A 25,442-nucleotide genomic window follows, 5' to 3' on the forward strand; every position below is an offset into this window, starting at 1 on the left:
GTGAACCGCTTCGACGCCAAAACAGAAGCGGACAGATCATGTGCTACCAAACCGGACAACTTGATTAGCTACCGACATTCTTGGCTCACCCGCCGCGACGGTTCACGCCAATCGGGCACTGAACAAAGCGGCCCTAAAAAAATCTGGACGCGCCGGGAGCCATTTCGGTCGAAGCACGTTTCATGGTTGTCGTCAGCAATTCACGAGAGCAATCGAAGGAAAAGCGAACGGCAAAGACGCCCCCCGCACGATAAAAGGTGCGAGGGGCGTTTTCTTTCGGCCCCTACATCGCGGCGGTCATCATCGGCGGCATCTCGTAGCGGAGGCCGAGGCCCGAGCGCACTGCCAGGCCGACGTCAGTCAGCGTCCGGGACGAAAAGGCCGCCGCGGGCTTTCATGTCTGGAACGGTTTGCTGAAGGCGTTGGTGAATGTGACCCCGCCGTGATCGTCGCTGGCTTCGCCCAGCACGACATCCATGCCATCATTGGTGACCCGCGCCAGTGCGAACCCGCCCATATAGGCCGCCTTTGGCTTGAAGAGATCAAGGCCGTCGCGCTGATAGATCATCGGCACCTCGTGCTGATGGCCATGGAAGATGGCAATCACGTTGTAGCCTTTCAGGGCCGCAAGCAGTGCCTGACGGTCCGCATCGCTCCACCAATGCGGCGGCCCCTTGCCGTCGTCGTCGAACGCCTTTTTGGCGGGATCCCATCGCTCAGTCGAAAAATTATCCCAGCCATAATGCTGAAACAGGATGACCGGGCGGCCGTCCGCCGCATAGGTCGCCAGATCCTGCTTCAGCCAGGGCAGGCTGCTGTCCGCGCCATGGCCGGTGTCGCCAGCGAAACGGTGGGTCTGGACGAGATGCAGCCCGCCCCAGTCCCACGCATAGCAGTCGGTCTCGACATCGTAGTCGGTGGCTGGAACCGGTGGCTTGAAGAACACGCCGGCACGGTGATTGACTTCGACATAGTCGCGCATTTCGCGCCGGTACCAGTCAACGTGATGCCGCGGGCCGTTTTGGTCGAGGTCATGATTGCCGAGCCCGACATAGACTGGAACATGCACGCGGTCAGGCCCCATGCCTTGCTGGTAACGCTGGCTGAATTGCAGCAATTGCGTGCCTTCACTCGGCTGGGTGATCTGACCACCGCCATCGTCGGTCATGTCGCCGCCGATGACGAGGCCGAGCGGCGTGCCGATTCGGCTGCCGGCGGAGCGTAGGCCCGTCGGGACGCCGCCGATCTCGACGGGCCATGTCTTGTCGCCAATGCCGTTCAGAGCCGCCACATTGCGCAGCAAGGCAGCGTCGGTCTTGCCTTCCTGCTGGCAATTGGGACTCAAGCCGCTGGCCATGCGGCAGGCATGGACATCGGCGATGAACAGGAAGGTGGCGTCGACAGGCTGAATGCGCTGCCCGGTCTGGCCGAGCGCCGGGCGTGGAAGCGCAAGGGCCGTGGCAAGACCGGCGGCCCGCGCCAGAAAACGGCGTCGTGATACCGATTTTGGTGAGAAGCGCTTCATCATGGGTTGAAGTTCAGCACGGACACCGGTCAGCAGTAAAGTTCAGCGCCCGGTCCACGGCTGCTGCCCTCCCCCAGAACGGAACTGAGTTGTAGGGATCGTTCCCGTCCTCGGCATCAAAGGTTTCCCGGTGGCAGCAATATCCTGCGACGCCGCCTCGTTGCGGCCATGGGCGAAGCTTGGGCGACATTCTGCTCCAGCCCCGCCAGGCAATCGCGCAACATGCCGGCATCCTGCGCCGTCTTGGCCATCGACATCGCGCCGGAATAGGCCGCGACGGCCAGGGCGGCGAAACGCTGCGGGTCGGTGTCCTGCTCCCTGCCCGCCTGCTGATCAGCCCGGACCTTGTCGGCGATCGCCTGGCGCCAGCCGGCAAAAATGCCGGCAAGGGCGGCGCGCAATTCGGCATCGGCGAGCGACAGTTCATGTGCAAGGTTGTTGAGGGGACAGCCGCGCACGAAGCCTTGTTGCTCAAGTTCCGCCGCCACGGCTTCGAAGGCTGCACGCACGCCTTCGCGCGCCGAAGCGGCCGCCCGCAAAGGCGCCATCCATGTCTCTTCGACCGCCGCGGCCACACGCTCTTCGATCACCGCCAGCGCCAACGCTTTCTTGGTCGGGAAATGATGATGCAACGCGCCGCCGCTGACACCCGCCGCCGCCATCAGATCGCCGAGACTGGACGCGTGATAGCCGCGTACCTGAAAGGACTCCTGCGCGGCACCGAGCACTCTGTTGCGCATGCCTTCGGGATCATTGGTGCGCTTCTGGGCATGCCCTGTCATCGGGAATCTCCACCGTGCCCCTCCAGGAGGGAAGAAAAAGAAGCTAGCAGATTGACAAAACAGGACAACCGGTCTGTTTTATAAAACAGGATGATCACCCTGTTTTTGGAGACGAGCTTATGAGCCTGCCCCTGAGTGCCACATCGGAGACAGCAGCGCTCGCCTCCCCGGTCGTCGAACTGCGGCAGTACACGCTGAAACCCGGCAAACGCGATACCCTTATCGACCTCTTTGACGGCAAGCTGATCGAAGGCCAGGAAGAGGCCGGGATGACCATCATCGGCCTATTCCGGGATCTCGATCGCCCCGACATGTTCGTCTGGCTGCGCGGCTTCGAGGACATGGAGGTGCGCAAAGGCGCCCTGAGCGCCTTCTATGACGGTCCGGTATGGGCAGCGCACCGCAATGCCGCCAACGCCACGATGATCGATTCCGACGATGTGCTGCTGCTCAAACCTGCGTGGACCGGGGCTGGCTTCGATCTCTCCGGCGCATTGCGCGCGGGCTTGGCTGCCGACGAAAAGCCAGGCAGAAGCACGCCGCTGTCAGGGATGGTCGTGATTCGGATTTATCATTTGCGGCCGGGCGCAGAGGCCGCGTTCGCCAGCCGCTTCGAGCCCGAAGTCGCGCCGATGACGGCATCACCCGGTGCGCGGCTGCTCGCCGCTTTCGTCACGGAGCATGCGGAAAACAGCTTTCCACGCCTGCCGGTGCGAGCGAGTGAGAATGTTTTCATCAGTGTGATGGGTTTTGATGGCGAAGAAGCGCAGGCCCAGCATGAAACCGCGCTTGCCGCCTCACCTGCATGGCAAGCCTTCTCGCACGCGGTCCGACATGACCTGGCCAGACCGACCGAAACCATGCGCCTGTCGGCGACATCGCGCTCGCGGCTTTGTTGCTGATCTCCAGTCCGCCCGGAGACGGCGTCTGATCAGAGGCGGGGCGGCGTCTTTGCGGTGGACGGCGGGTATACGGCGGAGTGAGTGGACAGCCGATCTCCCCCCTCGTGGGGGAGATGGCCGGCAGGCCAGAGGGGGGCGCTGTCCCGCCGATCTCTCATTCGATTGCACTTCCGCGCTTGTTCTAACCTGAACGCAGTTGAATGACGACAGATAGCGTTCCTTCGCGCCCCCGCCGCCCTGCCGGGCATCTCCCCACGAGCGGGGAGATTGGCTCCGTCTTCAACCGATTTGCATCTTCATCGCCCGCAATCTCCGCTTGATGCGTTTTGTGCAACGCGATACGCCGTTGCCCAAATCGACAGACCGGAGACTTGCCGTGAGCGCTGCCAAGACCAGAACCGAAACCGATACGTTCGGTCCCATCGAGGTCGCCGCCGACCGCTATTGGGGCGCGCAGGCGCAGCGTTCGCTCGGCAATTTCAAGATCGGTTGGGAAAAGCAGCCGGCCTCCGTCGTGCGCGCGCTCGGCATCGTCAAGCGGGCGGCGGCGGAAGCCAATATGGAGCTGAAGCGGCTCGATCCGGCGATCGGCAAGGCGATCGTCGAAGCCTCTCAAGAAGTCATCGACGGCAAGCTCAACGACCATTTCCCGCTGGTGGTCTGGCAGACCGGCTCGGGTACGCAGTCCAACATGAACGCCAACGAGGTGATCTCCAACCGGGCGATCGAGATGCTGGGCGGCGTCATGGGCTCCAAGAAGCCGGTGCACCCTAACGACCACGTGAATATGAGCCAGTCGTCGAACGACACCTACCCGACCGCCATGCACATCGCCTGCGCCGAGCGCATCGTGCATGACCTGTTGCCGGCGCTGAAGCACCTGCACAAGGCGCTCGCCGCCAAGAGCAGGGAGTTCAACCATATCATCAAGATCGGCCGCACCCACACGCAAGACGCCACCCCGCTTACGCTGGGCCAGGAATTCTCGGGCTACGCCGCGCAGGTCGCTTCGTCGATCAAGCGCATCGAGCTGACGTTGCCCGGCCTGCAGGAACTGGCGCAGGGCGGCACCGCCGTCGGCACCGGCCTCAACGCGCCCGTCGGCTTCGCCGAGCGGGTGGCCGACCGCATCGCAGCCATCACCGGCATCGCCTTCGTCACAGCGCCGAACAAGTTCGAGGCGCTCGCCGCCCATGATTCCATGGTATTCTCGCACGGTGCCATCAACGCCGCTGCCGCCGCGCTGTTCAAGATCGCCAACGACATCCGCTTCCTCGGTTCAGGGCCCCGCTCGGGACTTGGCGAGCTGTCGTTGCCGGAAAACGAGCCGGGTTCCTCGATCATGCCGGGCAAGGTCAACCCGACGCAGTGCGAAGCGATGACCCAGGTCTGCGTGCAGGTGTTCGGCAACAATGCAGCCCTCACCTTCGCCGGCAGCCAGGGCCATTTCGAGCTCAACGTCTACAACCCGCTGATGGCCTACAACTTCCTGCAATCGGTGCAGTTGCTCGCCGACGCTTCGGTCTCCTTCACCGACAATTGCGTCGTCGGCATCGAGGCGCGCGAAGACAACATCAAGGCGGCCCTCGACCGCTCGCTGATGCTGGTGACGGCGCTTGCGCCCACCATCGGCTACGACAGCGCCGCCAAGATCGCCAAGACCGCGCACAAGAACGGCACCACGCTGCGCGAGGAAGCGCTGGCCACCGGGCTGGTCAGCGAAGCCGACTACGACCGGCTCGTGCGGCCCGAAGATATGACCCATCCGGGGTGAAGGCACTTTTTCGGCGGGAGAATATCCTCCCGCCACCGTATCGACCGGCACGAATTTCCGTTTTTCACCGGTTCACGGAAACGTATGTCCTGTGAACAATGTGTCGCCAGACAGGCGGCTTTGGTGAACAGTCGGCATGGCCTATCTGACGGGCGTCAACCCTATTCGGAGAGCCCTCATGTCCACCAACACTTCCTTCGCCGGCACCGGCACCGCGTCCAACAGTTCTGTCACGATCCTGCTCGGCCGCATCCTGCTCGCGGTCATTTTCCTGCTTTCCGGTTTCGGCAAGCTCAGCGCCCTTTCCGGCACCGCGGCCTATTTCGGCGGCCTTGGCCTGCCCTTGCCGACCGTGACGGCCATCGTCGTCGGCCTCATCGAACTGCTCGGCGGCCTGGCCATTCTCGTCGGCTTTCAGACCCGGATTGCCGCCTGGGTGCTGGCGATCTTCACCGTCGCCACGGCCCTGGTCGCCCACACCGGCTGGGCCGACCAAATGCAGATGATCAACTTCATGAAGAACCTGGCGATCACCGGCGGCTTCCTCGTGCTGGCTTCCTCAGGCGCCGGCGCCTATTCGGTCGACGCCAAGCGCGGCTGAACTTCCCTCCCCCGTCTTTGACAGCAGTGGCACGGAATTTTCCGCGCCACTGTTTCGTTGTCGGTGCAGAAGCCTCAATTCAGCGCCCGGATTTGCCGGGGCATTGGTGGTAGGATCGATCGGTCCGGGTGGGTAAAGGCCCAAACCGGCCAACCGACAACGGAGGTGACCATGCCTCGCAACGCACTGCTTCTGGCTTCGCGGCTGCTGCTTGCCGCGCTGTTCGTACCGTCAGGCTTCCATGCGCTCGCCGACATTGCCGGCACATCGGGCTATTTCGCCGGCCTTGGCCTGCCGCTCCCGGGGCTCGCCGCGTGGGGCACGGGCCTGTTCGAGCTGATCGCCGGCCTGCTGATACTCATCGGCTTCCAGACCCGGATCGTGGCTCTGCTTTTGGCCGCCTTCTGCATCGTTGCCGGCTTCATCGGCCATTACGGCCAGGGCGCCGATGATGCGACGCTTGCCTTCCTGCACCAGCAGATGCTGATGAAGGACATCGCGATATCGGGCGGCTTTCTGGCGCTCGCCATGGCCGGCGCCGGCGCCTGGTCGGTCGACGGGCGGGCTGCGGTTTGATATCGCCTAAATCCAAGGGCAGGCCCGGAACCAACCAGACATATGCCCCGGGTTGAACTCTCAATGCCCGAGCCAAGTCGACGCCCGAGCCAAGTCGACGCCCGAGCCAAGTCGACGCCCGAGCCAAGTCGCCCCCCCCTCCGTCGAGCTGCGCTCGACACCTCTTCCCCGATCGACGGGGTAGAGGAAGGGCTCGCGTTCGCCAATCTTGGCGCCCCTCCTCTCCCTCCGGACGGGGGAGAGGTGGCTTGGCGAAGCCAAGACGGAGTGGGGGAAGCCGGTCTTCAAACGCGAAGCCGCTGAACAAGTGGCGCGATGGAGTTGGCCGTACCTATTTCACCGAAACGCTCGGTCCGCCCTCGACCGCCAGCACCAGGCGGCGGCCGGTAATTCGCGCCAGTTGCGCCAAGCGCCCGGCCGGCCGCTCGCCATAGAGATCTGCCAGAGATGCCGGCAAGACCAGCGCCAGCACGCCATTGCCGCGCTGCTCCCATTTCAGCCTTGGCATGACGCCGGGCATCGAGGCGGTCAGCAGGTAGACGACGCGCATCGATGCCGCCAGCACCCGCGCCCGCTCCAGATAGCGCGGTGTCGCCAGCGCCTTGATCTCGGGCGCGATGGCTTCGTTGAAGATGCCGTCGTGCCGATAAGCGTTGGCCATCGCCAGATAGGCGCGGCCAGGGTGGTCCACGCCGAAAAAGGAGGCGTGGGCGATGATGTTGAGCGATTGCTTGCCGCGATATTCGGGATGCGCGCGCCAACCGATGTCGGCCAGCAATGCCGCCGCGTGGCGGTAGCGCGCCTCGTCCTCGGTCTCGTCGATGCCGAAAGCGGCAAAGGTCTTGGCCGTCCAGTCGACGAGTTCATGCGCATGGGTGACCGAGCGCGAGCGCAGCCGGGCGAGTTCCTCCGATGCCGAGATCAGGGGATCGGCCTTCTGCTCGGCCTGGTCGAGCAGGGAATAGAGGAAGCCTTCGCGCACGCCGAGCGCCGAGACGATGATCTTCGACGGCTGCATCGCCGCCATGATCTCCTGCAGCACGATGGCACCGTAAGGCAGGAGCGAGCGGCGGTTCTTCGAAACACCCTCGATGCCTTTGATCTTCTCGATCTCGCCTTTCGCCACTTGCCGCAGGAAATTGGCGGCACTTTCGACGCCGATCTCGTAGTGGTGCATGACGCCAAGCGGATAGTTGGTCATCTCCATGTGCAGTCGGGCGAGATTTCGCCAGGTGCCGCCAACGGCATAGAAAGGCCTGCCTTGCCCGCCTTTGAGCAGCTTCGCCCGCCCCAGCTCGTCGCGCACGATTTTCGCCGCCTGCGTGAGGGAATTCTTGGCCATGTCCTGCAGGCGCAGGCCGCCCAGCGGCAACGTTATGCCGTCGCCGATCGCTTCGCCGTTGACGTCGACCAGTTCAAGGCTGCCGCCACCGAGGTCGCCCGCAATACCGTTGGCCGGATGAAAGCCGCAGATGACGCCGAGCGCGGAATAATGGGCTTCCTCGCGGCCGCTGATCACGCGGATCTCGGTCTTGAGCACGTCTTCGGCGCGGTGGATGAAATCGGGGCCGTTGACGGCCTCGCGGGCAGCCGCGGTCGCCAGCACGTACATGTGCTCGGCACCGGCCTGGTCGGAGAGCGCGCGGAAGCGGCGGAACTCCTCCATCGACCGTGTCACGCCCTCGGGGTCGAGCTTCCCCGTCGACACGATGCCGCGGCCGAGGCCCGCCAGCATCTTTTCGTTGAACAGCATGGTCGGCGAGCGCGCCAGCCCCTCATATACGACAAGGCGGATCGAATTCGAGCCGATGTCGATGATGGACAGCGGTCGGCGATCCTGCAGCCGGCCCTGGGAATCGGACAGCATCAGGCGGCGGCGTTCTTCTTGCGGCGCTTGAATTGCGCGATCCGCTTCGGCGCATGCGATTTCAGCGCATCACCCCGTCCCGACAGGCTCGGATTGGTCATGAAATATTCCTGTGCGTTGAACGGCTCCTCGCCCTCCTCGAGCACGACGCGCCGGGAGGTTCCATCAGCCAATACGTCGAAACTTTGCTGATTGTCCATGATGTTGCCGAGCATGATCTGGCCCAGCACCTGTTCATGCACAGTTGGGTTGGTGATCGGCACCATGGTCTCGACGCGGCGGTCGAGGTTGCGCGGCATGAGGTCGGCCGAGGAGATGTAGACCACCGCCTCGTCCGACGGCAGGCCGTGGCCATTGCCGAAGCAATAGATGCGGCTGTGCTCGAGGAAACGGCCGACGATCGACTTGACCCTGATGTTTTCCGACAGACCCGGCACCTGCGGCCGCAGGCAGCATATGCCGCGCACGACGAGGTCGATCTCGACGCCCGCTCGGCTGGCGTCGTAGAGCGCGTCGATGATGATCGGATCGACAAGGGCGTTCATCTTCATCCAGATGCGTGCCGGCCGTCCCTCGAGCGCGTGGGCGACCTCATCGGAAATGTGCTGCAGGATACGGTTCCTCAGCGTGAAGGGCGAGATCGCCAGCCGCATTTCGGCGGTCGGCTCGGCATAGCCGGTGATGAAGTTGAAAAGCTGGGCGACATCGCGTGCGATCGTTGCATCGGTGGTGAAGAAGGACAGGTCGGTGTAGATGCGCGCGGTCACCGGATGGTAATTGCCGGTGCCCAGATGCACATAATTGCGCAGCTTGCCGTCCTCGCGCCGCACCACCAGCGACATCTTGGCGTGGGTCTTGAGCTCGAGGAAGCCGAACACGACCTGGACGCCGGCGCGCTCGAGGTCGCGCGCCCAGCGGATGTTGGCCTCCTCGTCGAAGCGAGCCTTGAGCTCGACCAGCGCGGTCACCGACTTGCCGGCCTCGGCGGCGTCGACCAGCGCACGCACGATCGGGCTGTCGTTGGAGGTTCGGTAAAGCGTCTGCTTGATCGCCACCACTTCCGGGTCGGCCATCGCCTGGCGCAGGAACTGCACCACGACGTCGAAGGATTCGTAGGGGTGGTGGACGATGATGTCCTTCTCGCGGATAGCGGCGAAGCAATCGCCGCCATGCTCGCGGATGCGCTCGGGGAAACGCGGATTGTAGGGCGTGAATTTGAGGTCGTCGCGGGCAACGGCGACGATCTCCGAAATCTGGCTGAGCGCCAGCGGGCCGGTCAGGACGCTGATGCGGCTCGACGAAACGCCGAGTTCGCCGGCGACGAATTCGCGCAGTTCGGCCGGCATGAGCATGTCGAACTCGATGCGAATGACGGAGCCGCGGCGGCGGCGCTTTAGCGCGGTCTCGAACAGGCGCACGAGATCTTCCGATTCCTCCTCGACCTCGATGTCGCTGTCGCGAATGATGCGGAACGTGCCGGAGCCCTTGACCTCGTAACCCGGGAACAACTTGCCGATGTAAAGGCCGACCGCCTCTTCCAGCGGGATGAAGCGGACATGGTGCTTGCGGTCCGGCAAACGGATGAAACGCTTCAGCGCCACCGGCAGGCGCAAGAGCGCGCTCATCTCCTCGCCGTTCTTGCGATGGCGAAGCTGCAGCGCCATCGAGAAGCCGAGATTGGGGATAAACGGGAACGGATGCGCCGGGTCGATCGACAATGGCGTGAGAACAGGAAACACCTGGTCCTGGAAGTGCTCCTCCAGCCAGGCCTTCTCGTCCTTGGTCAGCGCGTCGCGGGTGATGCTCTCGATGCCTTCCTTGTTGAGCAGCACGGTCAGCGCCGAAAGGCTTTTCTGCTGGTCTTCCTGCAACCGTTCGACCTCGCGCAGCAGCTGTTCGAGCTGCTGTTCGGGGGTACGCCCGTCCGGACTTCTCAACACGATGCCTTCGCGAACCTGGCCGGCCAGGCCGGCGACGCGCACCATGAAGAACTCATCGAGATTGGCCGCGGAGATCGACAGGAAACGTACCCTCTCCAGCAGCGGATGGTTTGTGTTCTGCGATTCCTCAAGCACGCGGCGGTTGAACTGCAACCAGGAGAACTCGCGATTGACGAAACGATCCGGATTGCCTTCCGGGCTTGCCGCTTCCGCATTGATGAACTCGCTCTGGACCGGCTTCAGTTCGTTCATGGTTCCTGCTCTTCCCACGTCTGGTTGCTTCGCCGCTTTCGGGCGGCGCCCAGGCTGTTGCGCCTGGCCGCGATGCTCCAGCCGGTTAACCGGCTTAACTTATCCTCTGACAGGCTTTTGCGACAGTTTCATTTCATCGAACTTGCAAACAGGCCGGTTATGATCCAAACGCTGAGCAGACTGCGCTAAAGGAGACGACGATGGCAGGCGGTTCCATTCCCCATTTCCAGAACGATGCGGGCCATCCGGCGATCGATATCGGAGTCAAGGAATTCATGTGCACCGGCGCCAACCCGCCTTTCGACCATCCGCATGTGTTTCTCGATATGGGCGACGACAATGAGAAGGTCTGCCCCTACTGCTCGACGCTCTACCGCTATTCGCCGAAGCTGACGGCGATGGAAACGCTGCCGGCCGGCTGCCTCTACATCGACCAGGCCGCCTGACTTCCAGCGGCCCGGCCAATGGCAGACGCACAGTCCCGGCAAGTCATCATCGCCGGGGCGGGTATTGCCGGGCTGACCGCGGCGTTGGCTTTCGCCGAGCGGGGCTATACCGTGCGGATCTTCGAACAGGCGCAGCGCCTAGAAGCGGCGGGCGCCGGCATCCAGCTTTCGCCCAACGCGACACGCATCCTGCGTGAGCTCGGCGTACTCGACGCACTTCTTCCCAATGCCGTCAGGCCGGAAGCCGTGGTGCTGAAGGATGCGGCAACCTTGGGCGAACTGGCGCGCGTACCTTTTGGACGAGCAGGCGAGGCGCGCTGGGGTGCGCCCTACCTCGTGGCGCATCGAGCGGACCTGCAAAACGCGCTGATGGCGCGCGTGGCTGCCATGCCCGATGTTCATCCCACCACCGGTGCGCGCCTTGGCAGCGTCACGATCAGCAGTTCAGGCATCACCGCGGCAGCCGATGTGGGTGGCAGGCTCGTCGCGGCGGAAGGTTTCCTTCTGGTCGGCGCCGATGGCGTCTGGTCGTCGGTGCGCGGACTTGCCGACCAAGGAAGGAAAACCAGGCTTGCGAAAAGCCACTTCTCCGGCGAACTGGCCTGGCGGGCAACCGTCAGCGCAGACAGTCCTGCCGGGCAAGCTTTTGCAGAGATCGGTGCGCCGGACTGCGTCACCACCTTCCTGCATCCCGGCTTTCACATGGTCGCCTATCCCGTCAGCAAGGGCAGCGCCATCAACCTCGTCGCTTTCACCAGAGGCGAGCGTATCGCCGAAGGATGGTCCGGCCATGCCGATCCCGCAATCCTGGCCGGCGCCATGCGCCGCACCGCGCCGGCGCTGGCAAGGTTTGCGGAGTTGGCCGGCCCGTGGGCGGCCTGGCCGATCCATACGGTCGATCAGAAGCAGCCATGGGTAAGGTCGGGCCGCATCGCGCTGGTCGGCGACGCGGCGCATGCCATGACGCCGTTCGCGGCACAGGGCGCCGCGATGGCCATCGAGGATGCCGCCACGCTTGCCGACGTCATGGCCACCTCCCCTGCCGACCTGGCCGGAAGTCTTCAAATCTGGGAAGGTCTGCGCCGGCCGCGCGTCGTGAGAGTGGCACGTCGCGGCGCCCTCAACCGCCTTGCCTGGCATGCCTGGGGTCCGGTGGCGTTGGCGCGCAACCTTTTCCTGAAAATGCGGACGCCGGAGAAGCTCGCCGCGGATTTGGACTGGCTTTATGGATGGCGGGCCTAGAACTCGAACGAGGCGTTGGCGTTATCTGCGCTACCTACCATTATACAGCTTCAACGACCACCCGAGCGAGACCGGCAGCGGGTTCCACCAACCCGTGCGCAGGCCGGCGGTTCGCAAGGCGGCGGCCGTCCAGGTGTTGCAGCCGGCCAGCGCATTGAAATGGCCGTTCGCCTCATAGAAGCGGTCGAAATCGGAATAGGCGGCCCCTGCGATGACGATCGGCCCGCCTGGTCCTTGCTGAAAACTCGCATCGATGAAGTCGAGCAACGCGGCAAAGCGGTCTTCCGGGATGTCGAAGCCGGCGACATCGGGTCCGGAGATATTGCCGGCGACCTCGACATGCATCACTGAAGCGTCAAGCGTCAGGGCCTTGAATACGGGCATCGCCTTCAGCTGCGACCAAGTCGGCGTCTCCAGGTAGAAGGCGCGGCCGCCCCAGCCGAAGACGATGTAGCGCACCTCGGGCGCGTCGGAAGGCTGGCCGGCAGCGGCGAGGAAGCGAAAGCGCCGGCGCACGCCATCATCGACGGGAATGGCGATGTCGGTGTGGATCGGATTGCTCAGCACCAGAATGTGCCTGGCGCCCTCGCCGGCCGCGGCAGCCGGCCAGAGTGGTCGCGGCACCAGTGTGCCGAGTGCCGCGACCAGCACCACCGCGGCCACCAGCACGGCCAGGAAACGAAGGCGTTTTCTCATCCGGGCATAGTTCTTGCGATTCCATCACGTTTCAATCGAAACGATCCGATCGGCCAAATGTGAAAAAGCCCGACCGTGGCGCGGCCGGGCTCCTTCCATTTCGACGAGGCAGCGCTCAGTGCAATATCTGCGACAGGAACAGCTTCGTGCGCTCGTGGCGCGGGTGATCGAAGAACTCGGCCGGCGTGTTCTGCTCGACGATCTGGCCCTGATCCATGAAGATCACCCGGTTGGCGACTTTCCGCGCAAAGCCCATCTCGTGGGTGACGCACAGCATGGTCATGCCTTCCTCGGCAAGGCTAACCATGGTCTCCAGCACTTCCTTGATCATTTCCGGGTCGAGTGCCGAGGTCGGCTCATCGAACAGCATGATGCGCGGGTTCATGCACAGCGAACGGGCGATCGCCACGCGCTGCTGCTGACCGCCGGAGAGCTGGCCCGGATATTTGTTGGCCTGCTCGGGGATCTTGACGCGCTTGAGGAAATGCATGGCCATCTCCTCGGCCTGTTTCTTCGGGGTCTTGCGGACCCAGATCGGCGCCAGCGTGCAGTTCTCCAGGATGGTCAGGTGGGGGAACAGGTTGAAGTGCTGGAACACCATGCCGACCTCTCGGCGCACCTCGTCGATCTTCTTGAGATCGTTGGTCAATTCCTTGCCGTCGACGAAGATCTTGCCCTTCTGGTGTTCTTCGAGCCGGTTGATGCAGCGGATCATGGTGGACTTGCCGGAGCCGGACGGGCCGCAGATGACGATGCGCTCGCCGCGCATCACCTTGAGGTTGATGTCCTTCAGCACATGGAACTCGCCATACCATTTGTGCATGGCGATGATGTCGATGGCGACATCGGTGGTCGAGATGTGCATCTTCGCGGCATTGACCTTGATCTCTTCCGCGCTGACGGCGTTTTCGGTGGCCATGAACCAATCCCCTTTTTATCGTTTGTAACCGGTGTCGAGCCGGCGTTCCGTATACATTGAATAGCGCGACATGCCGAAGCAGAACAGCCAAAACACGAAGGCGGCGAACACGAGACCGGATTTCGCGGTCTGCGGCGTCGCCCAGTTGGCGTCCGAGAAGTTCTGCTTGACGACGCCGAGCAGGTCGAACATCGAAATGATGAGGACCAGGCTGGTGTCCTTGAACATGCCGATGAACGTGTTGACGATGCCGGGAATGACCAGCTTCAGCGCCTGCGGCAGCACGATCAGTCCCATCTTCTGCCAATAGCCGAGGCCGAGCGAATCGGCGCCCTCGTATTGGCCCTTGGGGATCGCCTGCAGGCCGCCGCGCACCACTTCCGCCATATAGGCGGCGGCAAACAGCGACACGCCGATCAGAGCCCTCAGGTACTTGTCGAAGGTGACGCCGGCGGGCAGGAAAAGCGGCAGCATGACGCTGACGAAGAACAGCACTGTGATCAGCGGGATACCGCGCACAGCTTCAATGAAGATGATGCACAGCATCTTGACGATCGGCATCTTGGAGCGCCGGCCGAGCGCCAGCACGGTGCCCAGCGGCAGCGACACGGCGATGCCGACGAAGGAGAGGCTGAGCGTGATCAGCAGTCCGCCCCACCGCGACGTCTCGACATGCGGCAGGCCGAACACGCCGCCGACCAGAAGGAAGAAGGCGACGATCGGCAGCACGAGGAAAAGCAGGATGGCGTTCAGGCCCTTGCGCGGCACGCTGGGGACCAGCATCGGCACCAGCAGCGCCGCGAACAGGATGGCGACCAGGATCGGCCGCCAGCGCTCCTCGACCGGATAGGTGCCGAACATGAACTGGCCGAACTTGGCGTTGACGAAGGCCCAGCAGGCGCCGCTCCAGCCATCGGGCTGGATGCCGCCCTGCGCCACTGTCGCGCAGACGGTCCGGTCCGGCCCGGTCCACTGGGCATTGATGAAGGCCCAGTTGATGACCTGCGGCAGGACCCAGGCGACGATGATGATGCCGAGTATGGTGAGGATGGTGTCGCCGACCGAACCGACGAGGTTCTTGCGGACCCAGGCATACAGGCCACGCTCGCTGATCGGCGCCGCCTCCGCCAGGGCCATTTCGGTGCGCACCCAGGAGATGTCGTGTTCCTGCATGGCCCTACCTTTCCACCAACGCCATTCTGGCATTGACCACGTTCATCACGGCCGAGGTCACCAGGCTGAGTATGAGATAGGCGATCATCATGATCAGCACGCCCTCGACCGCCTGGCCGGTCTGGTTGAGCACCGTGCCGGCGGTCGCCGTCAGGTCCGGATAGCCGATGGCGATGGCCAGCGAAGAGTTCTTGGTCAGGTTGAGATACTGGCTGGTCAACGGCGGGATGACGATGCGCATGGCCTGCGGCACCACGACCAGCCGCAGGATCGATCCCGAGCGCAGGCCAAGTGCGGCGGCGGCCTCGGTCTGGCCCTTGCTGACACCCCTGATGCCGGCCCGCACGATCTCGGCGATGAAGGCCGCCGTGTAGCAGGACAGCGCCAGATAGAGCGACAGGAACTCCGGCTTGACCTGGAAGCCGCCGGTCAGGTTGAAGGTCGATTGTTTCGGAAAATCGAAGCTCAGCGGAAAGCCGCTCAGCGCATAGGCGAGCAGCGGCAGGCCGACGATCAGCGCGACGGACGTCCAGAACACGGGAAACTGCTGACCCGTCGCCATCTGCCGCTGGCGCGCCTTGCGGGCGACGAACCAGGCCATGGCGATACCCACGATGAGCGCCACGAAGATCAGCCATGAGCCCTCGCCCCAGACGGCGCGCGGGAAATAGAAACCGCGCTGGTTGAGGAAGGAACCGAAAGGCAGGTTATAGCTCTCGCGCGGCGGCGGCAACACGGCCAGCACGCCCGAATACCAGAAGAAGATGACCAGCAGCGGCGGGATGTTGCGGAAGATCTCGATATAGACCGTGCAGATCTTGCGGATCAGCCAATTCTGCGACAGCCGGCCGATGCCGATGACGAAGCCGATAATGGTCGCGGTGACGATGCCGGCCACGGCGACGATGATGGTGTTGATCAGGCCGACAATGATGGCGCGACCGTAGGTCGAATCGGACGTGTAGGCGATCGGCGTGTCCGAGATGTCGAATCCGGCGCGGCCCCTGAGGAAGCCGAAACCGGAGGCGATGTGAAGACGCTGCAGATTGTCGATGACGTTCTGCACGATCCACCAGACAGAGCCGAACAGAATGACGACGACCAGTGTCTGGAAGAAGAGACTGCGGACTTTCGGGTCGTTGATAAAGGAGCCGCGACTTGTATCCTCGCGAAGGACTTCCTGCGATGCCATATCACCGTCCCCTGTGAAAGAGAAACCGGAAGGCAGATGGTTCTGCCTTCCGGATCACATTTCGATCAGCGGATCGGTGGAGCGTATTGCAGGCCGCCCTTGGTCCACAGCGCGTTGATGCCGCGGGCGATCTTCAGCGGGCTGCCCGAGCCGACATTGCGGTCGAACATTTCGCCGTAATTGCCGACCGCCTTGACGATGTTGACGACCCAGTCGTTGGAGACGCCGAGATCGGTGCCGATCTTGGTATCGGCTTCCTGGCCGAGCACGCGTTTGATCTCCGGGCTGGCCGAGTTCTTCATCTCGTCGACATTGGCCTTGGTGATGCCGAGTTCCTCGGCATCGAGCAGCGCGAAATAGGTCCACTTGACGATATGGTACCACTGGTCGTCGCCCTGGCGCACCGCCGGTCCGAGCGGCTCCTTGGAGATGATCTCCGGCAGCACGACGTGATCGGCCGGCGCACCCAGCGTCAGGCGGATGCCGTAAAGGCCCGACTGGTCTGTGGTGTAGACGTCGCAGCGGCCGGCGTCATAGGCTGCGTTGACCTCTTCGAGCTTCTCGAAAACGACCGGATTGTACTCCATCTTGTTCGCCTTAAAGTAGTCGGCGAGGTTGAGCTCGGTGGTGGTGCCGCTCTGCACGCAGACGGCGGCGCCGGACAGCTGAAGCGCCGAATTGACGCCCGGCAGCTTCTTGGCGTTGATCATGAAGCCCTGGCCGTCATAGTAGGTGGTGCCGATGAAGTTCAGGCCAAGTGCCGTGTCGCGGTTAATGGTCCAGGTGGTGTTGCGCGACAGGATGTCGATCTCGCCCGACTGCAGCGCGGTGAAGCGCTCCTTGGCGCTGAGCGGCGTGAACTTGACCTTGGAGCCGTCACCGAAGACGGCGGCCGCCACGGCGCGGCAGAAATCGGCATCGATGCCTTGCCAGTCACCCTTGTCGTCCGGCGCGGAGAAGCCGGCCAGACCCGTCGAGACGCCGCACTGGATGAAGCCCTTCTGCTTGACCGTGTCGAGCGTGGTGGCTGAAGCCGTTGAAGCCACGGCTCCAAGCGCGGCGGCTCCAAGGATGCCGATTGCAATGTGTTTCATGACCCACAGACCCTTTTCTGTTTTCAGGCAAACCTGATCTTTTTTTCCCGCGTGAACGCAGCTTTTCGTTCCGGCCCATTTCCGGAACTCCGCATCGCAGTCGACGCGCCGCCTCCCATTCACGAACAGCATCGAAGGCGATAATTCCTGTGAGGTCAAGGAAAATGACCGAATTCAGATGGGTTTGAAAATCGTTTGCCGCAATTGCCTGAATCGCAGACAAACGCGCCCGCAATTTAGTCAGAAGCGCGAATAAAGCCGGCGAAGCTCGCCCTACGACAGGCTGCGCTCTGTCCGCAAAAAATCCATCCGCCCGATTACTCTGCGTTACTGTGCTCTGCCGGCCGGGATGCGTGCCGATGTCTGCGCCCTCTGGCTGGTCTGGGTCATGGTGAAGGTGCGCTTTGCGCTATTAGGCAACGCATGCCGCTGCCGGCGGCGGGCTTTCTGGCCGCCGGCATTGCCGCTTGCAGTCGGCCTGCGGCGGCTCGGCAATTGGCACATTCGAAGTCGGGGTCCTGGCGAAAGCCGGCTGTTGCGCGGTCCATGTCGCCGCACTATGGCTAGCGGCTTACCAAAAAAGGCGACGACGAATGGCAAAAGACGGCAACGAGCCGGTGACTGGCAAAATGGGCATCAACACGCGGCTTGCCCATTCGGGCAACAACCCGCACGACTATTTCGGCTTCGTCAATCCGCCTGTCGTGCACGCCTCCACGGTGCTGTTCCGCAATGCCGCCTCGATGGCTGGACGGGACCAGAAATACACCTACGGCACGCGCGGCACACCGACCACCGACGCCTTGGCCCAGGCCATAGACGCGCTGGAGGGGTCGTTCGGCACGATCGTGGTCCCGTCGGGCCTGGCGGCGGTGACGGTGCCGCTGCTTGCCTTCGTTTCGGCGGGCGACCACCTGCTGATCGTCGACAGCGTCTATCATCCGACGCGCAACTTCGCCGACACGATGCTGAAGCGGCTCGGCGTCGAGGTCGAGTATTATGCTCCCGGCATCGGCGCGGGCATCGCCGCCTTGATCAAGCCGAACACCAAGGTGGTGTTCACGGAATCGCCAGCCTCAAACACGTTCGAGGTGCAGGACATACCAGCCATCGCGAAGGCCGCGCACGCCGCCGGTGCCATCGTCATGATGGACAATACCTGGGCGACGCCGCTTTATTTCCGTCCGCTCGACCATGGCGTCGACATCTCGATCCATGCGGCGACGAAATATCCCGCCGGTCATTCGGACGTGCTGCTGGGTACGGTGTCGGCCACCGAGGCCTGCTGGAAACAGCTGTATGAAAGCTTCTGCACGCTTGGCTGCTGCGCCGGACCCGACGACGTCTACCAGGTGCTGCGCGGCTTGCGCACCATGGGCGTGCGCCTCGATCACCATCAGCGCAGCGCGCTCGCCATCGCGGCATGGCTGGAGGGCCAGAAGGGCGTGGCGCGCGTGCTCCACCCTGGCCTTCCCAGCCATCCCGACCACGCGCTGTGGAAGCGTGACTTTTCCGGCTCCAGCGGCATCTTCTCCATCGTGCTTGCCGGCGGCGGCCAGAAACAGCAGCACGCGTTCCTCGACGCATTGCGGATCTTCGGTCTCGGCTACTCCTGGGGCGGTTACGAGAGCCTTGCCGTGCCGGTCTGGCTCGGCGACCGCGTCGTTGCCAAGGGCCCCTATGAAGGGCCGTTGATTCGTCTCCAGATCGGCCTCGAGGATGTCGAGGACCTCATGACCGATATTCTTCGCGGGCTCACCGCCGCCGCAGCGGCCTGACGCGACCTCTCGGACCGATACCAGCAACGCCCGCAAGGCCTTGACGCGATTGGGCAAACGGGGGCCGCACGCGGCGCCCCGGTCCGGCCATGTCGGCAATATTATTCTCCCCATCCGCAGTTTTGCGGATTTGTTTGACTTCCAAATTGCCGGCTTCCGCTTCATTGCGGCAGCGGAAATCATTCCCCAGCCACCGCACCAAGAGCCTGCCCATGGCGTTCCGCCTCTTTGTTCCCATTCTTGCCGGCGCGACGCTGCGCGAACGCATCATCGCCTGCGTCGGTGCGATGATCGGCATTGCGCTGACTGGCGCGATCAGCGGACTCACACTGGGTAGCGGGCCACATGTGCCGCTGCTGGTGGCGCCAATGGGAGCATCGGCGGTGCTGTTGTTCGCGGTGCCCGCCAGCCCGCTGGCGCAGCCCTGGTCGATCATCGGCGGCAACACGATCTCGGCGCTTGTCGGCGTGATCGTGGTGCAATTCGTGCACCAGCCGGTGCTCGCCACCGGTATTGCGGTAGCGCTGGCGATTGCCGCAATGTCGTTCACGCGCTGCCTGCATCCACCCGGGGGTGCGGCGGCATTGACCGCGGTGTTCGGCGGCCCAGCCGTGATCAGCGCCGGCTTCCTTTTTCCTTTCGTGCCGGTGGCGGTCAATTCGATGCTGCTGGTGGCGCTTGGCTACGGCTTCCACAAGCTGGCCCGGCGCAACTACCCGCACGTGCCGGCCCCGGCGCCGGTAAACAGTCACGGCACCATCGATCCGCCGGCGCAATTGCGTGTCGGTTTTCGCTCCGAGGACATCGACGCCGCGCTTGGAGCGCTCGACGAGACCTTCGACATCGATCGGGGCGATCTCGACCGGTTGCTGCGGCAGGTCGAATTGCAGGCCATGGTGCGCGAGCACGCGACGTTGCGGTGCCAAGACATCATGTCGCGCGACGTCATCTCGGTGGACGAGCACACGCCAGCCGCCGCTGCGCGCCAATTGCTGCTTGACCACAACATACGAACCTTGCCGGTGGTGGATGCCGAGGCAAGGCTGGCCGGAACCGTGGGCTTGCGGGAACTGACACTGGCGGCCGGCACGGTCGGAACCGTGATCTCGCCGGCGGCAACCGCAACTGCCGGCTCGAACGCCATGGCGCTGCTGCCAGTGCTGACCGACGGGCGCAGTCACGCCGTCATCATCGTCGACGATAAAAACCACATCCTCGGGCTGATCACGCAAACCGATCTGCTGGCCGCGACGGCGCGGATGCAAAACACCGGCACGGAGCCGGCCAAAGTGCTAGCATAGGTAGCCAGGCGATCGGCCCGGCGTGATTTTTCGGGAACCTTTTTTCGAAACCTGCATCCAATCTTTCGTGCAAGGATCGATGGAGGACACATGCCCGCGCTGACGGCAACATCAACAGCGACGGACGAGCTTCGGCTCGTGGCCCGCGCACTCGCCCGCGACAGCGATGCCTTTCGCAAGATCATGAAGCTGAACAACCAGCGGCTCTACCGACTGGCGCGCGGCATGGTGCGCAACGACGGCGAGGCCGAGGACATCGTGCAGGAGGCCTATGTCAGGGCCTTTACCAATCTCGGCACCTATCGCGGCGATGCTTCGCTTTCCACCTGGCTGTCGCGCATCGTCATCAACGAGGCGCTCGGGCGGCTTCGCAAAGGACGGCGAACCGTGGCCATGCCTGAAAACCCGGAAGCGCAGATCATCCGGTTTCCCCTCAACCCAAGCGACGATCCGGAGCGGACGATGGCGCAGCGGCAGATCCTCGGGCTTGTCGAGCGGGCGACCGACAGCCTGCCCGACGCCTATCGCGCGGTTTTCGTGGCCCGCGTCATCGAGGGGCTGAGCATCGAGGAGACCGCCGACCTGCTCGGCGTGCGGCCCGAGACCGTCAAGACGAGACTGCACCGCGCCCGCGTTTTGCTGCGCAAGGCGCTGGACGACGAGATCGGGCCGGTGCTGCTCGACGCCTTTCCCTTCGCCGGCCGGCGCTGCGAGCGGCTGACGCAGGCCGTGATGAAACGGCTCGGATTCGACGGGTGATCTTCAAGGCCAGATCTTTCGCCGATTTGTCGGGAACGTTTCTGCGCCATCCTCATCCAATGAATGTCAACCCAGATGAAGCCCGCTGCCCAGCCTGTCGGGCGAAGGAGATGCCATGCTTATCCGACATACCACAGCGTTTGCCGCCCTCTTGCTGCTTGGCGCTGCCCCATTCGCGCAAGCTGCCGACAAGCCGACCGACCCGCAGATCGCCCACATCGCCTACACAGCCGACATGATCGACATCGAGGCGGCCAAGCAGGCAATCAAGAAATCCAAGAACAAGGAAGTCGTCGATTTCGCCAAGGACATGGAGCGCGACCACGAAGCGGTGAACAAGCAGGCGCTCGACCTGCTCAAGAAGCTCAAGGTGAAGCCGGAAGACAATGCCACCAGCCAGGCGCTGACCAAGGCGGCGAAAGAGGAACATGCCAAGCTCGCCAAGCTGAAAGGGGCTGCCTTCGACAAGGCCTATATCGAAAACGAGGTGGCCTACCACAAGCAGGTCAATGGAGCGCTCGAAACCCTGCTCATTCCGTCGGCCAGCAATGCCGAGCTGAAGAGCCTGCTCGAAACCGGCCTCAAGATCTTCCAGGGGCATGAGCAGCATGCCGAACATGTCGCCGGCATGTTGAAATGAAAGCGGCCGTGCTGATCCGACCGCTCCTTGCCTGGCTGGCGCTGGTGCTTGCCGCCGGCCCGGCGCCGGCAGCGACGATCGAGGTGACGATCGACAAGCTCGTCTTCTCGCCCGCAAGCGTCGAGGCCAGGGTCGGCGACACGATCGAGTGGGTGAACAAGGACGCATTCGCCCACACGGCCACGGTGAAGGGCAGCTGGGAGGTGATGATCCCGCCGAAGGCGAAGGGAAAACTGACCCTCAAGACGGCGGGAGCGGTTGATTATTTCTGCCGCTTCCATCCCAACATGAAAGGCCGATTGGTAGTGGCGCCCTGAAAATCTGGGCCGGTGGCGGGACTTGGCCGCAAATACCAAGCCCCGCCACTCCGGAGCACCCGCCACTCCGGAGCACCCGTCACTCCGCAGCAATTGAGCACGGAACAGTCGCGCCAGGGATCAAAGCGCCAGCCATGCCGTGCCAGCCGCCAGCGTTAGCAGCGTCAATGGCAGGCCGACTTTGAAGAAAGCGCCGAACGACAGCGACGTGCCGGCGGCGCGCGCCTGCTCGGCAACGATCAGATTGGCGACCGAGCCCAGGAGCGTGAAATTGCCGGCCAGCGTCGAGCTCATGGCGACGACCAGCCAGGCGCGCTCGGGGTTTTCCAGGCCGGGGATGAAGGGCCGCAGCGCCAGCACGGCCGGCACGTTGCTCATTATGTTGGAGAGCAAGGCGGTGAAGCCCGACAGGCGCCAGACGTCGTCCAGCCCCAGGTTCTTGGCCGATGCGACGATGTCCGGTGTCAGCAGCGTTCTTTCGGCGCCGGCAACCACGATGAACAGGCCGGCGAACATGAACAGCAATGGCCCGTCGATTTCGCGATAGATGCGCTCTGGTTTGATGGCGCGGGTGAGCAGGAGGATGGCGCCGCCGATGAGCGCCGCCTTGGCGACAGGCACACCGGCGAAGAAGGCAACGGCCAGTCCGATGCAAACCACCACCGCTTTCAGCACCTGGCGGCGATGCATGCGGCCGCGCGAGACCTGTGGCGTCAATTCGCCGTTGCGCGCGAATTCGGTGCGGTAGACGATGCGAACAATGGCGATGACCGCGACGAGACCGAACAGGGCAACCGGAGCCAGAGCCGCTGAAAAGGCCGGATAGGAGATGCCCGACAGCGCACCGATGACCATGTTTTGCGGATTGCCGGTGATGGTGGCGACACTGCCGCAATTTGACGCGGTGGCGGTCGCGATGAGGTAAGGAACCGGATTGCGTTTGATGGCGCGGGTGACGTGAACGACGATCGGCGCCATGACAAGACAGATGGCGTCATTGACCAGGAAGGCCGACAGCAGGCCGGTCAGCAGGGTCACCAAAACCAAAAGCATGAACGGCGCATGCGCATGCTCGATCGCGATGGCACCGAGGCCGCGAAAGGCGCCCGAGACCTTCAGATGCGCCACTACGATCATCATGCCGAGCAAAAGCGTGATGGTGTCGAAATTGATGGCGCGGTAGGCATCCTCCAGGCTGATCGCCCCGATGGCTATCATCGCGGCCCCGCCGAGCAGTGCGATCCCCGCCCGATCGAGGCGCAGGCCTGGTATGCGGCCGACGGCGACGCCGGCATAGGTCAGGACCAGGATCAGCAGTGCCGCCGCGCCCATCAATGTCATGCGAAGAAGGCCCTGCCCGATGCATTCAGCCCCGGCCGGAGCTGTGGCCACCACCTTTAGCGGGCGGCGCGCAAAGCGAAAATACCTTCTGCGTGATGGCTGCAGAAATCCCCAGCGACGCGCCCCCGGCGCCGGTGGCTGGCCGGATCCGCCTCAATGAACCGTGATTGTCGCGGCTGGCGGCGTTTGCTGGGAAACCATCGGATCGAAACTGACCTGGTCGCGTCCATTTGACTTGGCGGCATAGAGCCGCCTGTCGGCTGCCGAGAATATCTCCTCATAGGTGGTCGGCCCGTTAAAGGCGGTACCGCCAATGCTCACGGAAAGCGGACAGGACCGGCCGCCCGGCGAAAATTCCACCTCGCGAATTCGCCGGCGGATGCTTTCGGCAACCAGCCAGGATTGCGAGGGATCGACGCCGGGAAGAAACACGCCGAATTCCTCGCCGCCGATGCGGCCGACGATGTCGGTGCCGCGGAGCTGATCCTTGATCGTCTGCGCGATCAGTTTGAGCGCCTGGTCGCCGCAGTCATGCCCAAGCCGGTCATTGATCGATTTGAAGTGATCGGCGTCGATGATCAGCAGCGCACCGGAATTGGCCGACGCCTGTTTGCGGACCTGTTCGAGATAGGCTTCGACCAGCATGGAGAAAGCGCCGCGGTTGAGCACCGCCGTCAGGCTGTCGGTGGCGGCAACGACGGTGAGATCGCGCTGGGCAATGGCCAACTGGCGTATCTTCCACATCAGGAAGAAGAGAAACGATCCACCCAGCACCAGGGGCAACAGAATGTCGGTCAGCTGAGCCCGCCACACAGCTTCGGGCGAAAGATACGGGAAATTGAACGAATCGACGAAAAACGCCACGCCAATGAAGAACGCCGTGCCGGCGGCGGTGACGGCGATCACCCTGCCCCAACTCGTCGGCGACAGGTCGAGCTTCATCTCTTCAACTCCGTTAGCCGCGTCTACTATGACGCGCCAACGCAAACAAAACGATAAGACTTTCCCTCCAATTCGACGGCAGAGGTTGCAGGGTTACGGCCGCCGGACCGGCGGCCGCCTCCGGCCTGCGTCTCGAAGATTTGTCCGGATGATCGATCCGGACCTACGACAGGAGGGTCCTGCCGTCAGCCGTTGGGCGCCGATTCGCCCAGCGTCTCTGCAACAAAGGATGCCGCGATCAGATCGTCGGCATCCAGGCCTAGAGAGCCTTCGCCCGCTCCCATGATGGCGGCAACCTTATGGAAGGTCTTCAGCTCATGGTCGGAAATCCGGGCGGTTTGCATCTTGGCTTTGAGCTCGGCGATACGTCGCCCCAAGGCGGGCGACGTTCCAATTTCACGTTTCGACATGACGCGGTTTTCTCCTTCCCCAACCCATGCTTGTTTTGCCCGCCATTCGCAGCCCGAATGCTTACTTTTATGAGGGACCGCGAATACAAGGCCCCGAACGCGTGATCGTTACGAAGGTTCCCGCGCGACAAGGTCACGAAATAATACGGAAAGGGCGCCGCGGCGGCGGCGTGCCGCCGTCGCGCCGGCAAGCGCATTCGTGAAGACGAGAAGGGATGAAAAGTTCCGACCGGATTCCTGCCCGCGTTGAAATTCCTCACGTCCGGAGCAGCTAAGCCGTTGAAATTATTGGCGATCCCGACAGGATTCGAACCTGTGACCATCGGCTTAGAAGGCCGGTGCTCTATCCAGCTGAGCTACGGGACCGCTGGCCGGCTCGGAGCCGGTAAGATGTCTGCGCTGGCGCCCGCCCGGGCTTTGCCGGTCAATGCGTCCAGGGCGTCCTGCGGTCATAGCGGAAATTTTCCGCATAGGAAATCTGGCGGCGCTTGGGCTCTTTCGGCTCTTCGACGCGGTAGGCGAGCCCTTCCTTCTCGGCATAGGCCACGGCCTCTTCACGCGTGTCGAAGGTCAGCTTGATCTGGCTCCTCATGTCGCCGGAAGTGGTGTAGCCCATCAGCGGGTCGATTTTCTTGCGCATCTCGGGATCGAATTCCAGCACCCAATGGCCGGTCTTGGCCGTGCCGGACTGCATCGCGGTTTTGGCTGGACTGAAAATGCGCGCGGACATGACCACCTCATTGCTGTGCAAGGCAGCATGGCCGCCTCTTCGCCCGTCATTACTGCGCAATGCCGACGGCGGCAAGGTTTTTGCACTTGCAGGTTTTTGCACTTGCCACGCAACACTGAAATGAATAGGCAACAGACCGTTCGGAGTGTAGCGCAGCCTGGTAGCGCATCTGGTTTGGGACCAGAGGGTCGGGAGTTCGAATCTCTCCACTCCGACCACTTTGCGCACAGCAACGCGCACAAC

24 protein-coding genes and 2 tRNA genes are annotated in these 25,442 nt (G+C 63.2%); 12 read left to right on the forward strand and 14 right to left on the reverse strand.

Annotated features, from left to right (window positions below; genetic code table 11):
• Positions 1–394: 394 nt before the first annotated feature.
• Complete coding sequence (locus FJ973_RS30225) at positions 395–1,528, reverse strand: metallophosphoesterase (protein WP_140494294.1); 1,134 nt, start codon at positions 1,526–1,528, stop codon at positions 395–397.
• A gap of 113 nt (positions 1,529–1,641) precedes the next feature.
• A complete protein-coding gene (locus FJ973_RS30230) occupies positions 1,642–2,307 on the reverse strand; it encodes a TetR/AcrR family transcriptional regulator (RefSeq protein ID WP_140558885.1) in 666 nt (221 codons plus the stop codon).
• Between the two features lie 119 nt (positions 2,308–2,426).
• Between FJ973_RS30230 and FJ973_RS30235 the strand changes: the two genes are divergently transcribed.
• From FJ973_RS30235 to FJ973_RS30250, 4 genes are all read left to right on the forward strand, one after another.
• Complete coding sequence (locus tag FJ973_RS30235) at positions 2,427–3,209, forward strand: NIPSNAP family protein (protein WP_140558886.1); 783 nt, start codon at positions 2,427–2,429, stop codon at positions 3,207–3,209.
• A gap of 376 nt (positions 3,210–3,585) precedes the next feature.
• On the forward strand, positions 3,586–4,983 hold the full coding sequence (gene fumC, locus FJ973_RS30240; RefSeq protein WP_140558887.1) for a class II fumarate hydratase: 1,398 nt from the start codon (positions 3,586–3,588) through the stop codon (positions 4,981–4,983).
• A gap of 178 nt (positions 4,984–5,161) precedes the next feature.
• Positions 5,162–5,584, forward strand: a complete 423-nt coding sequence (locus tag FJ973_RS30245; protein ID WP_140494302.1) for a DoxX family protein — start codon at positions 5,162–5,164, stop codon at positions 5,582–5,584.
• 171 nt (positions 5,585–5,755) lie between these two features.
• Positions 5,756–6,160, forward strand: coding sequence for a DoxX family protein (locus tag FJ973_RS30250; protein WP_140494304.1), 405 nt, complete (start codon positions 5,756–5,758; stop codon positions 6,158–6,160).
• 331 nt (positions 6,161–6,491) lie between these two features.
• On the opposite strand, the gene ppx is transcribed toward FJ973_RS30250, so the two are convergent.
• Together ppx and FJ973_RS30265 are read right to left on the reverse strand one after the other, a co-directional pair.
• Positions 6,492–8,027 (reverse strand): exopolyphosphatase, encoded by a 1,536-nt coding sequence (gene ppx / locus FJ973_RS30260; RefSeq protein ID WP_140558888.1) that lies wholly within the window; start codon positions 8,025–8,027, stop codon positions 6,492–6,494.
• On the reverse strand, positions 8,027–10,219 hold the full coding sequence (locus tag FJ973_RS30265) for an RNA degradosome polyphosphate kinase (protein ID WP_140494308.1): 2,193 nt from the start codon (positions 10,217–10,219) through the stop codon (positions 8,027–8,029). Before FJ973_RS30265 ends, ppx begins: the two co-directional genes overlap by 1 nt.
• 200 nt (positions 10,220–10,419) lie before the next feature.
• Between FJ973_RS30265 and FJ973_RS30270 the strand changes: the two genes are divergently transcribed.
• Positions 10,420–10,665 (forward strand): zinc-finger domain-containing protein, encoded by a 246-nt coding sequence (locus FJ973_RS30270; protein WP_140494310.1) that lies wholly within the window; start codon positions 10,420–10,422, stop codon positions 10,663–10,665.
• An 18-nt stretch (positions 10,666–10,683) separates the two neighbouring features.
• Positions 10,684–11,907 (forward strand): FAD-dependent monooxygenase, encoded by a 1,224-nt coding sequence (locus tag FJ973_RS30275; protein ID WP_140558889.1) that lies wholly within the window; start codon positions 10,684–10,686, stop codon positions 11,905–11,907.
• Between the two features lie 30 nt (positions 11,908–11,937).
• Here the strand turns inward: FJ973_RS30275 and FJ973_RS30280 are convergent, their stop codons facing one another.
• From FJ973_RS30280 to FJ973_RS30300, 5 genes are all read right to left on the reverse strand, one after another.
• A complete protein-coding gene (locus tag FJ973_RS30280; protein WP_140521613.1) occupies positions 11,938–12,603 on the reverse strand; it encodes a TIGR02117 family protein in 666 nt (221 codons plus the stop codon).
• 115 nt (positions 12,604–12,718) lie between these two features.
• Complete coding sequence (locus FJ973_RS30285) at positions 12,719–13,522, reverse strand: amino acid ABC transporter ATP-binding protein (RefSeq protein WP_140494315.1); 804 nt, start codon at positions 13,520–13,522, stop codon at positions 12,719–12,721.
• 15 nt (positions 13,523–13,537) lie between these two features.
• The gene (locus tag FJ973_RS30290) at positions 13,538–14,695 is read right to left on the reverse strand and encodes an amino acid ABC transporter permease (protein ID WP_140558890.1); all 1,158 of its coding nucleotides are present in this window, start codon (positions 14,693–14,695) and stop codon (positions 13,538–13,540) included.
• 4 nt (positions 14,696–14,699) lie between these two features.
• Positions 14,700–15,887 (reverse strand): amino acid ABC transporter permease, encoded by a 1,188-nt coding sequence (locus FJ973_RS30295; protein WP_140558891.1) that lies wholly within the window; start codon positions 15,885–15,887, stop codon positions 14,700–14,702.
• Positions 15,888–15,952: 65 nt separating this feature from the next.
• Positions 15,953–16,981, reverse strand: a complete 1,029-nt coding sequence (locus FJ973_RS30300) for an amino acid ABC transporter substrate-binding protein (protein WP_140494320.1) — start codon at positions 16,979–16,981, stop codon at positions 15,953–15,955.
• A 593-nt stretch (positions 16,982–17,574) separates the two neighbouring features.
• Between FJ973_RS30300 and FJ973_RS30305 the strand changes: the two genes are divergently transcribed.
• From FJ973_RS30305 to FJ973_RS30325, 5 genes are all read left to right on the forward strand, one after another.
• The gene (locus FJ973_RS30305) at positions 17,575–18,759 is read left to right on the forward strand and encodes a cystathionine beta-lyase (protein ID WP_140558892.1); all 1,185 of its coding nucleotides are present in this window, start codon (positions 17,575–17,577) and stop codon (positions 18,757–18,759) included.
• A gap of 212 nt (positions 18,760–18,971) precedes the next feature.
• Positions 18,972–20,060 (forward strand): HPP family protein, encoded by a 1,089-nt coding sequence (locus tag FJ973_RS30310; protein ID WP_140494324.1) that lies wholly within the window; start codon positions 18,972–18,974, stop codon positions 20,058–20,060.
• Positions 20,061–20,150: 90 nt separating this feature from the next.
• The gene (locus FJ973_RS30315) at positions 20,151–20,819 is read left to right on the forward strand and encodes an RNA polymerase sigma factor (protein ID WP_140521609.1); all 669 of its coding nucleotides are present in this window, start codon (positions 20,151–20,153) and stop codon (positions 20,817–20,819) included.
• Positions 20,820–20,934: 115 nt separating this feature from the next.
• The gene (locus tag FJ973_RS30320) at positions 20,935–21,459 is read left to right on the forward strand and encodes a DUF4142 domain-containing protein (RefSeq protein WP_140521607.1); all 525 of its coding nucleotides are present in this window, start codon (positions 20,935–20,937) and stop codon (positions 21,457–21,459) included.
• A complete protein-coding gene (locus FJ973_RS30325; protein ID WP_140515497.1) occupies positions 21,456–21,776 on the forward strand; it encodes a cupredoxin family copper-binding protein in 321 nt (106 codons plus the stop codon). The genes FJ973_RS30320 and FJ973_RS30325 overlap by 4 nt, the downstream gene beginning before the upstream one ends.
• A gap of 120 nt (positions 21,777–21,896) precedes the next feature.
• Here the strand turns inward: FJ973_RS30325 and FJ973_RS30330 are convergent, their stop codons facing one another.
• The 5 genes from FJ973_RS30330 to FJ973_RS30350 all read right to left on the reverse strand — a co-directional run bounded on the left by FJ973_RS30330 (position 21,897) and on the right by FJ973_RS30350 (position 25,199).
• A complete protein-coding gene (locus FJ973_RS30330; protein WP_140558893.1) occupies positions 21,897–23,117 on the reverse strand; it encodes an anion transporter in 1,221 nt (406 codons plus the stop codon).
• 153 nt (positions 23,118–23,270) lie between these two features.
• Entirely contained in the window at positions 23,271–24,059 is a 789-nt protein-coding gene (locus FJ973_RS30335; RefSeq protein ID WP_140494334.1) for a GGDEF domain-containing protein, read from the reverse strand.
• A 185-nt stretch (positions 24,060–24,244) separates the two neighbouring features.
• Positions 24,245–24,469, reverse strand: coding sequence for a hypothetical protein (locus tag FJ973_RS30340; protein WP_140494336.1), 225 nt, complete (start codon positions 24,467–24,469; stop codon positions 24,245–24,247).
• A gap of 289 nt (positions 24,470–24,758) precedes the next feature.
• Positions 24,759–24,835, reverse strand: a tRNA-Arg gene (locus FJ973_RS30345).
• Positions 24,836–24,893: 58 nt separating this feature from the next.
• Positions 24,894–25,199 (reverse strand): ETC complex I subunit, encoded by a 306-nt coding sequence (locus tag FJ973_RS30350; RefSeq protein ID WP_140494338.1) that lies wholly within the window; start codon positions 25,197–25,199, stop codon positions 24,894–24,896.
• Positions 25,200–25,340: 141 nt separating this feature from the next.
• Here FJ973_RS30350 and FJ973_RS30355 point away from each other — a divergent pair.
• Positions 25,341–25,417 (forward strand) — tRNA-Pro (locus FJ973_RS30355).
• Positions 25,418–25,442 lie beyond the last annotated feature (25 nt).

Source organism: Mesorhizobium sp. B2-1-3 (assembly GCF_006442495.1).
Lineage (GTDB): Bacteria > Pseudomonadota > Alphaproteobacteria > Rhizobiales > Rhizobiaceae > Mesorhizobium.

Bases quoted from the DNA above. Each gene is read 5' to 3' on its own strand.
- FJ973_RS30225 (WP_140494294.1), bottom strand. From the start codon at position 1,528: ATGATGAAGCGCTTCTCACCAAAATCGGTATCACGACGCCGTTTTCTG.
- FJ973_RS30230 (WP_140558885.1), bottom strand. From the start codon at position 2,307: ATGACAGGGCATGCCCAGAAGCGCACCAATGATCCCGAAGGCATGCGC.
- FJ973_RS30235 (WP_140558886.1), top strand. From the start codon at position 2,427: ATGAGCCTGCCCCTGAGTGCCACATCGGAGACAGCAGCGCTCGCCTCC.
- FJ973_RS30245 (WP_140494302.1), top strand. From the start codon at position 5,162: ATGTCCACCAACACTTCCTTCGCCGGCACCGGCACCGCGTCCAACAGT.
- FJ973_RS30250 (WP_140494304.1), top strand. From the start codon at position 5,756: ATGCCTCGCAACGCACTGCTTCTGGCTTCGCGGCTGCTGCTTGCCGCG.
- ppx (WP_140558888.1), bottom strand. From the start codon at position 8,027: ATGCTGTCCGATTCCCAGGGCCGGCTGCAGGATCGCCGACCGCTGTCC.
- FJ973_RS30265 (WP_140494308.1), bottom strand. From the start codon at position 10,219: ATGAACGAACTGAAGCCGGTCCAGAGCGAGTTCATCAATGCGGAAGCG.
- FJ973_RS30270 (WP_140494310.1), top strand. From the start codon at position 10,420: ATGGCAGGCGGTTCCATTCCCCATTTCCAGAACGATGCGGGCCATCCG.
- FJ973_RS30275 (WP_140558889.1), top strand. From the start codon at position 10,684: ATGGCAGACGCACAGTCCCGGCAAGTCATCATCGCCGGGGCGGGTATT.
- FJ973_RS30280 (WP_140521613.1), bottom strand. From the start codon at position 12,603: ATGAGAAAACGCCTTCGTTTCCTGGCCGTGCTGGTGGCCGCGGTGGTG.
- FJ973_RS30285 (WP_140494315.1), bottom strand. From the start codon at position 13,522: ATGGCCACCGAAAACGCCGTCAGCGCGGAAGAGATCAAGGTCAATGCC.
- FJ973_RS30290 (WP_140558890.1), bottom strand. From the start codon at position 14,695: ATGCAGGAACACGACATCTCCTGGGTGCGCACCGAAATGGCCCTGGCG.
- FJ973_RS30295 (WP_140558891.1), bottom strand. From the start codon at position 15,887: ATGGCATCGCAGGAAGTCCTTCGCGAGGATACAAGTCGCGGCTCCTTT.
- FJ973_RS30300 (WP_140494320.1), bottom strand. From the start codon at position 16,981: ATGAAACACATTGCAATCGGCATCCTTGGAGCCGCCGCGCTTGGAGCC.
- FJ973_RS30305 (WP_140558892.1), top strand. From the start codon at position 17,575: ATGGCAAAAGACGGCAACGAGCCGGTGACTGGCAAAATGGGCATCAAC.
- FJ973_RS30310 (WP_140494324.1), top strand. From the start codon at position 18,972: ATGGCGTTCCGCCTCTTTGTTCCCATTCTTGCCGGCGCGACGCTGCGC.
- FJ973_RS30315 (WP_140521609.1), top strand. From the start codon at position 20,151: ATGCCCGCGCTGACGGCAACATCAACAGCGACGGACGAGCTTCGGCTC.
- FJ973_RS30320 (WP_140521607.1), top strand. From the start codon at position 20,935: ATGCTTATCCGACATACCACAGCGTTTGCCGCCCTCTTGCTGCTTGGC.
- FJ973_RS30325 (WP_140515497.1), top strand. From the start codon at position 21,456: ATGAAAGCGGCCGTGCTGATCCGACCGCTCCTTGCCTGGCTGGCGCTG.
- FJ973_RS30330 (WP_140558893.1), bottom strand. From the start codon at position 23,117: ATGACATTGATGGGCGCGGCGGCACTGCTGATCCTGGTCCTGACCTAT.
- FJ973_RS30335 (WP_140494334.1), bottom strand. From the start codon at position 24,059: ATGAAGCTCGACCTGTCGCCGACGAGTTGGGGCAGGGTGATCGCCGTC.
- FJ973_RS30340 (WP_140494336.1), bottom strand. From the start codon at position 24,469: ATGTCGAAACGTGAAATTGGAACGTCGCCCGCCTTGGGGCGACGTATC.
- FJ973_RS30350 (WP_140494338.1), bottom strand. From the start codon at position 25,199: ATGTCCGCGCGCATTTTCAGTCCAGCCAAAACCGCGATGCAGTCCGGC.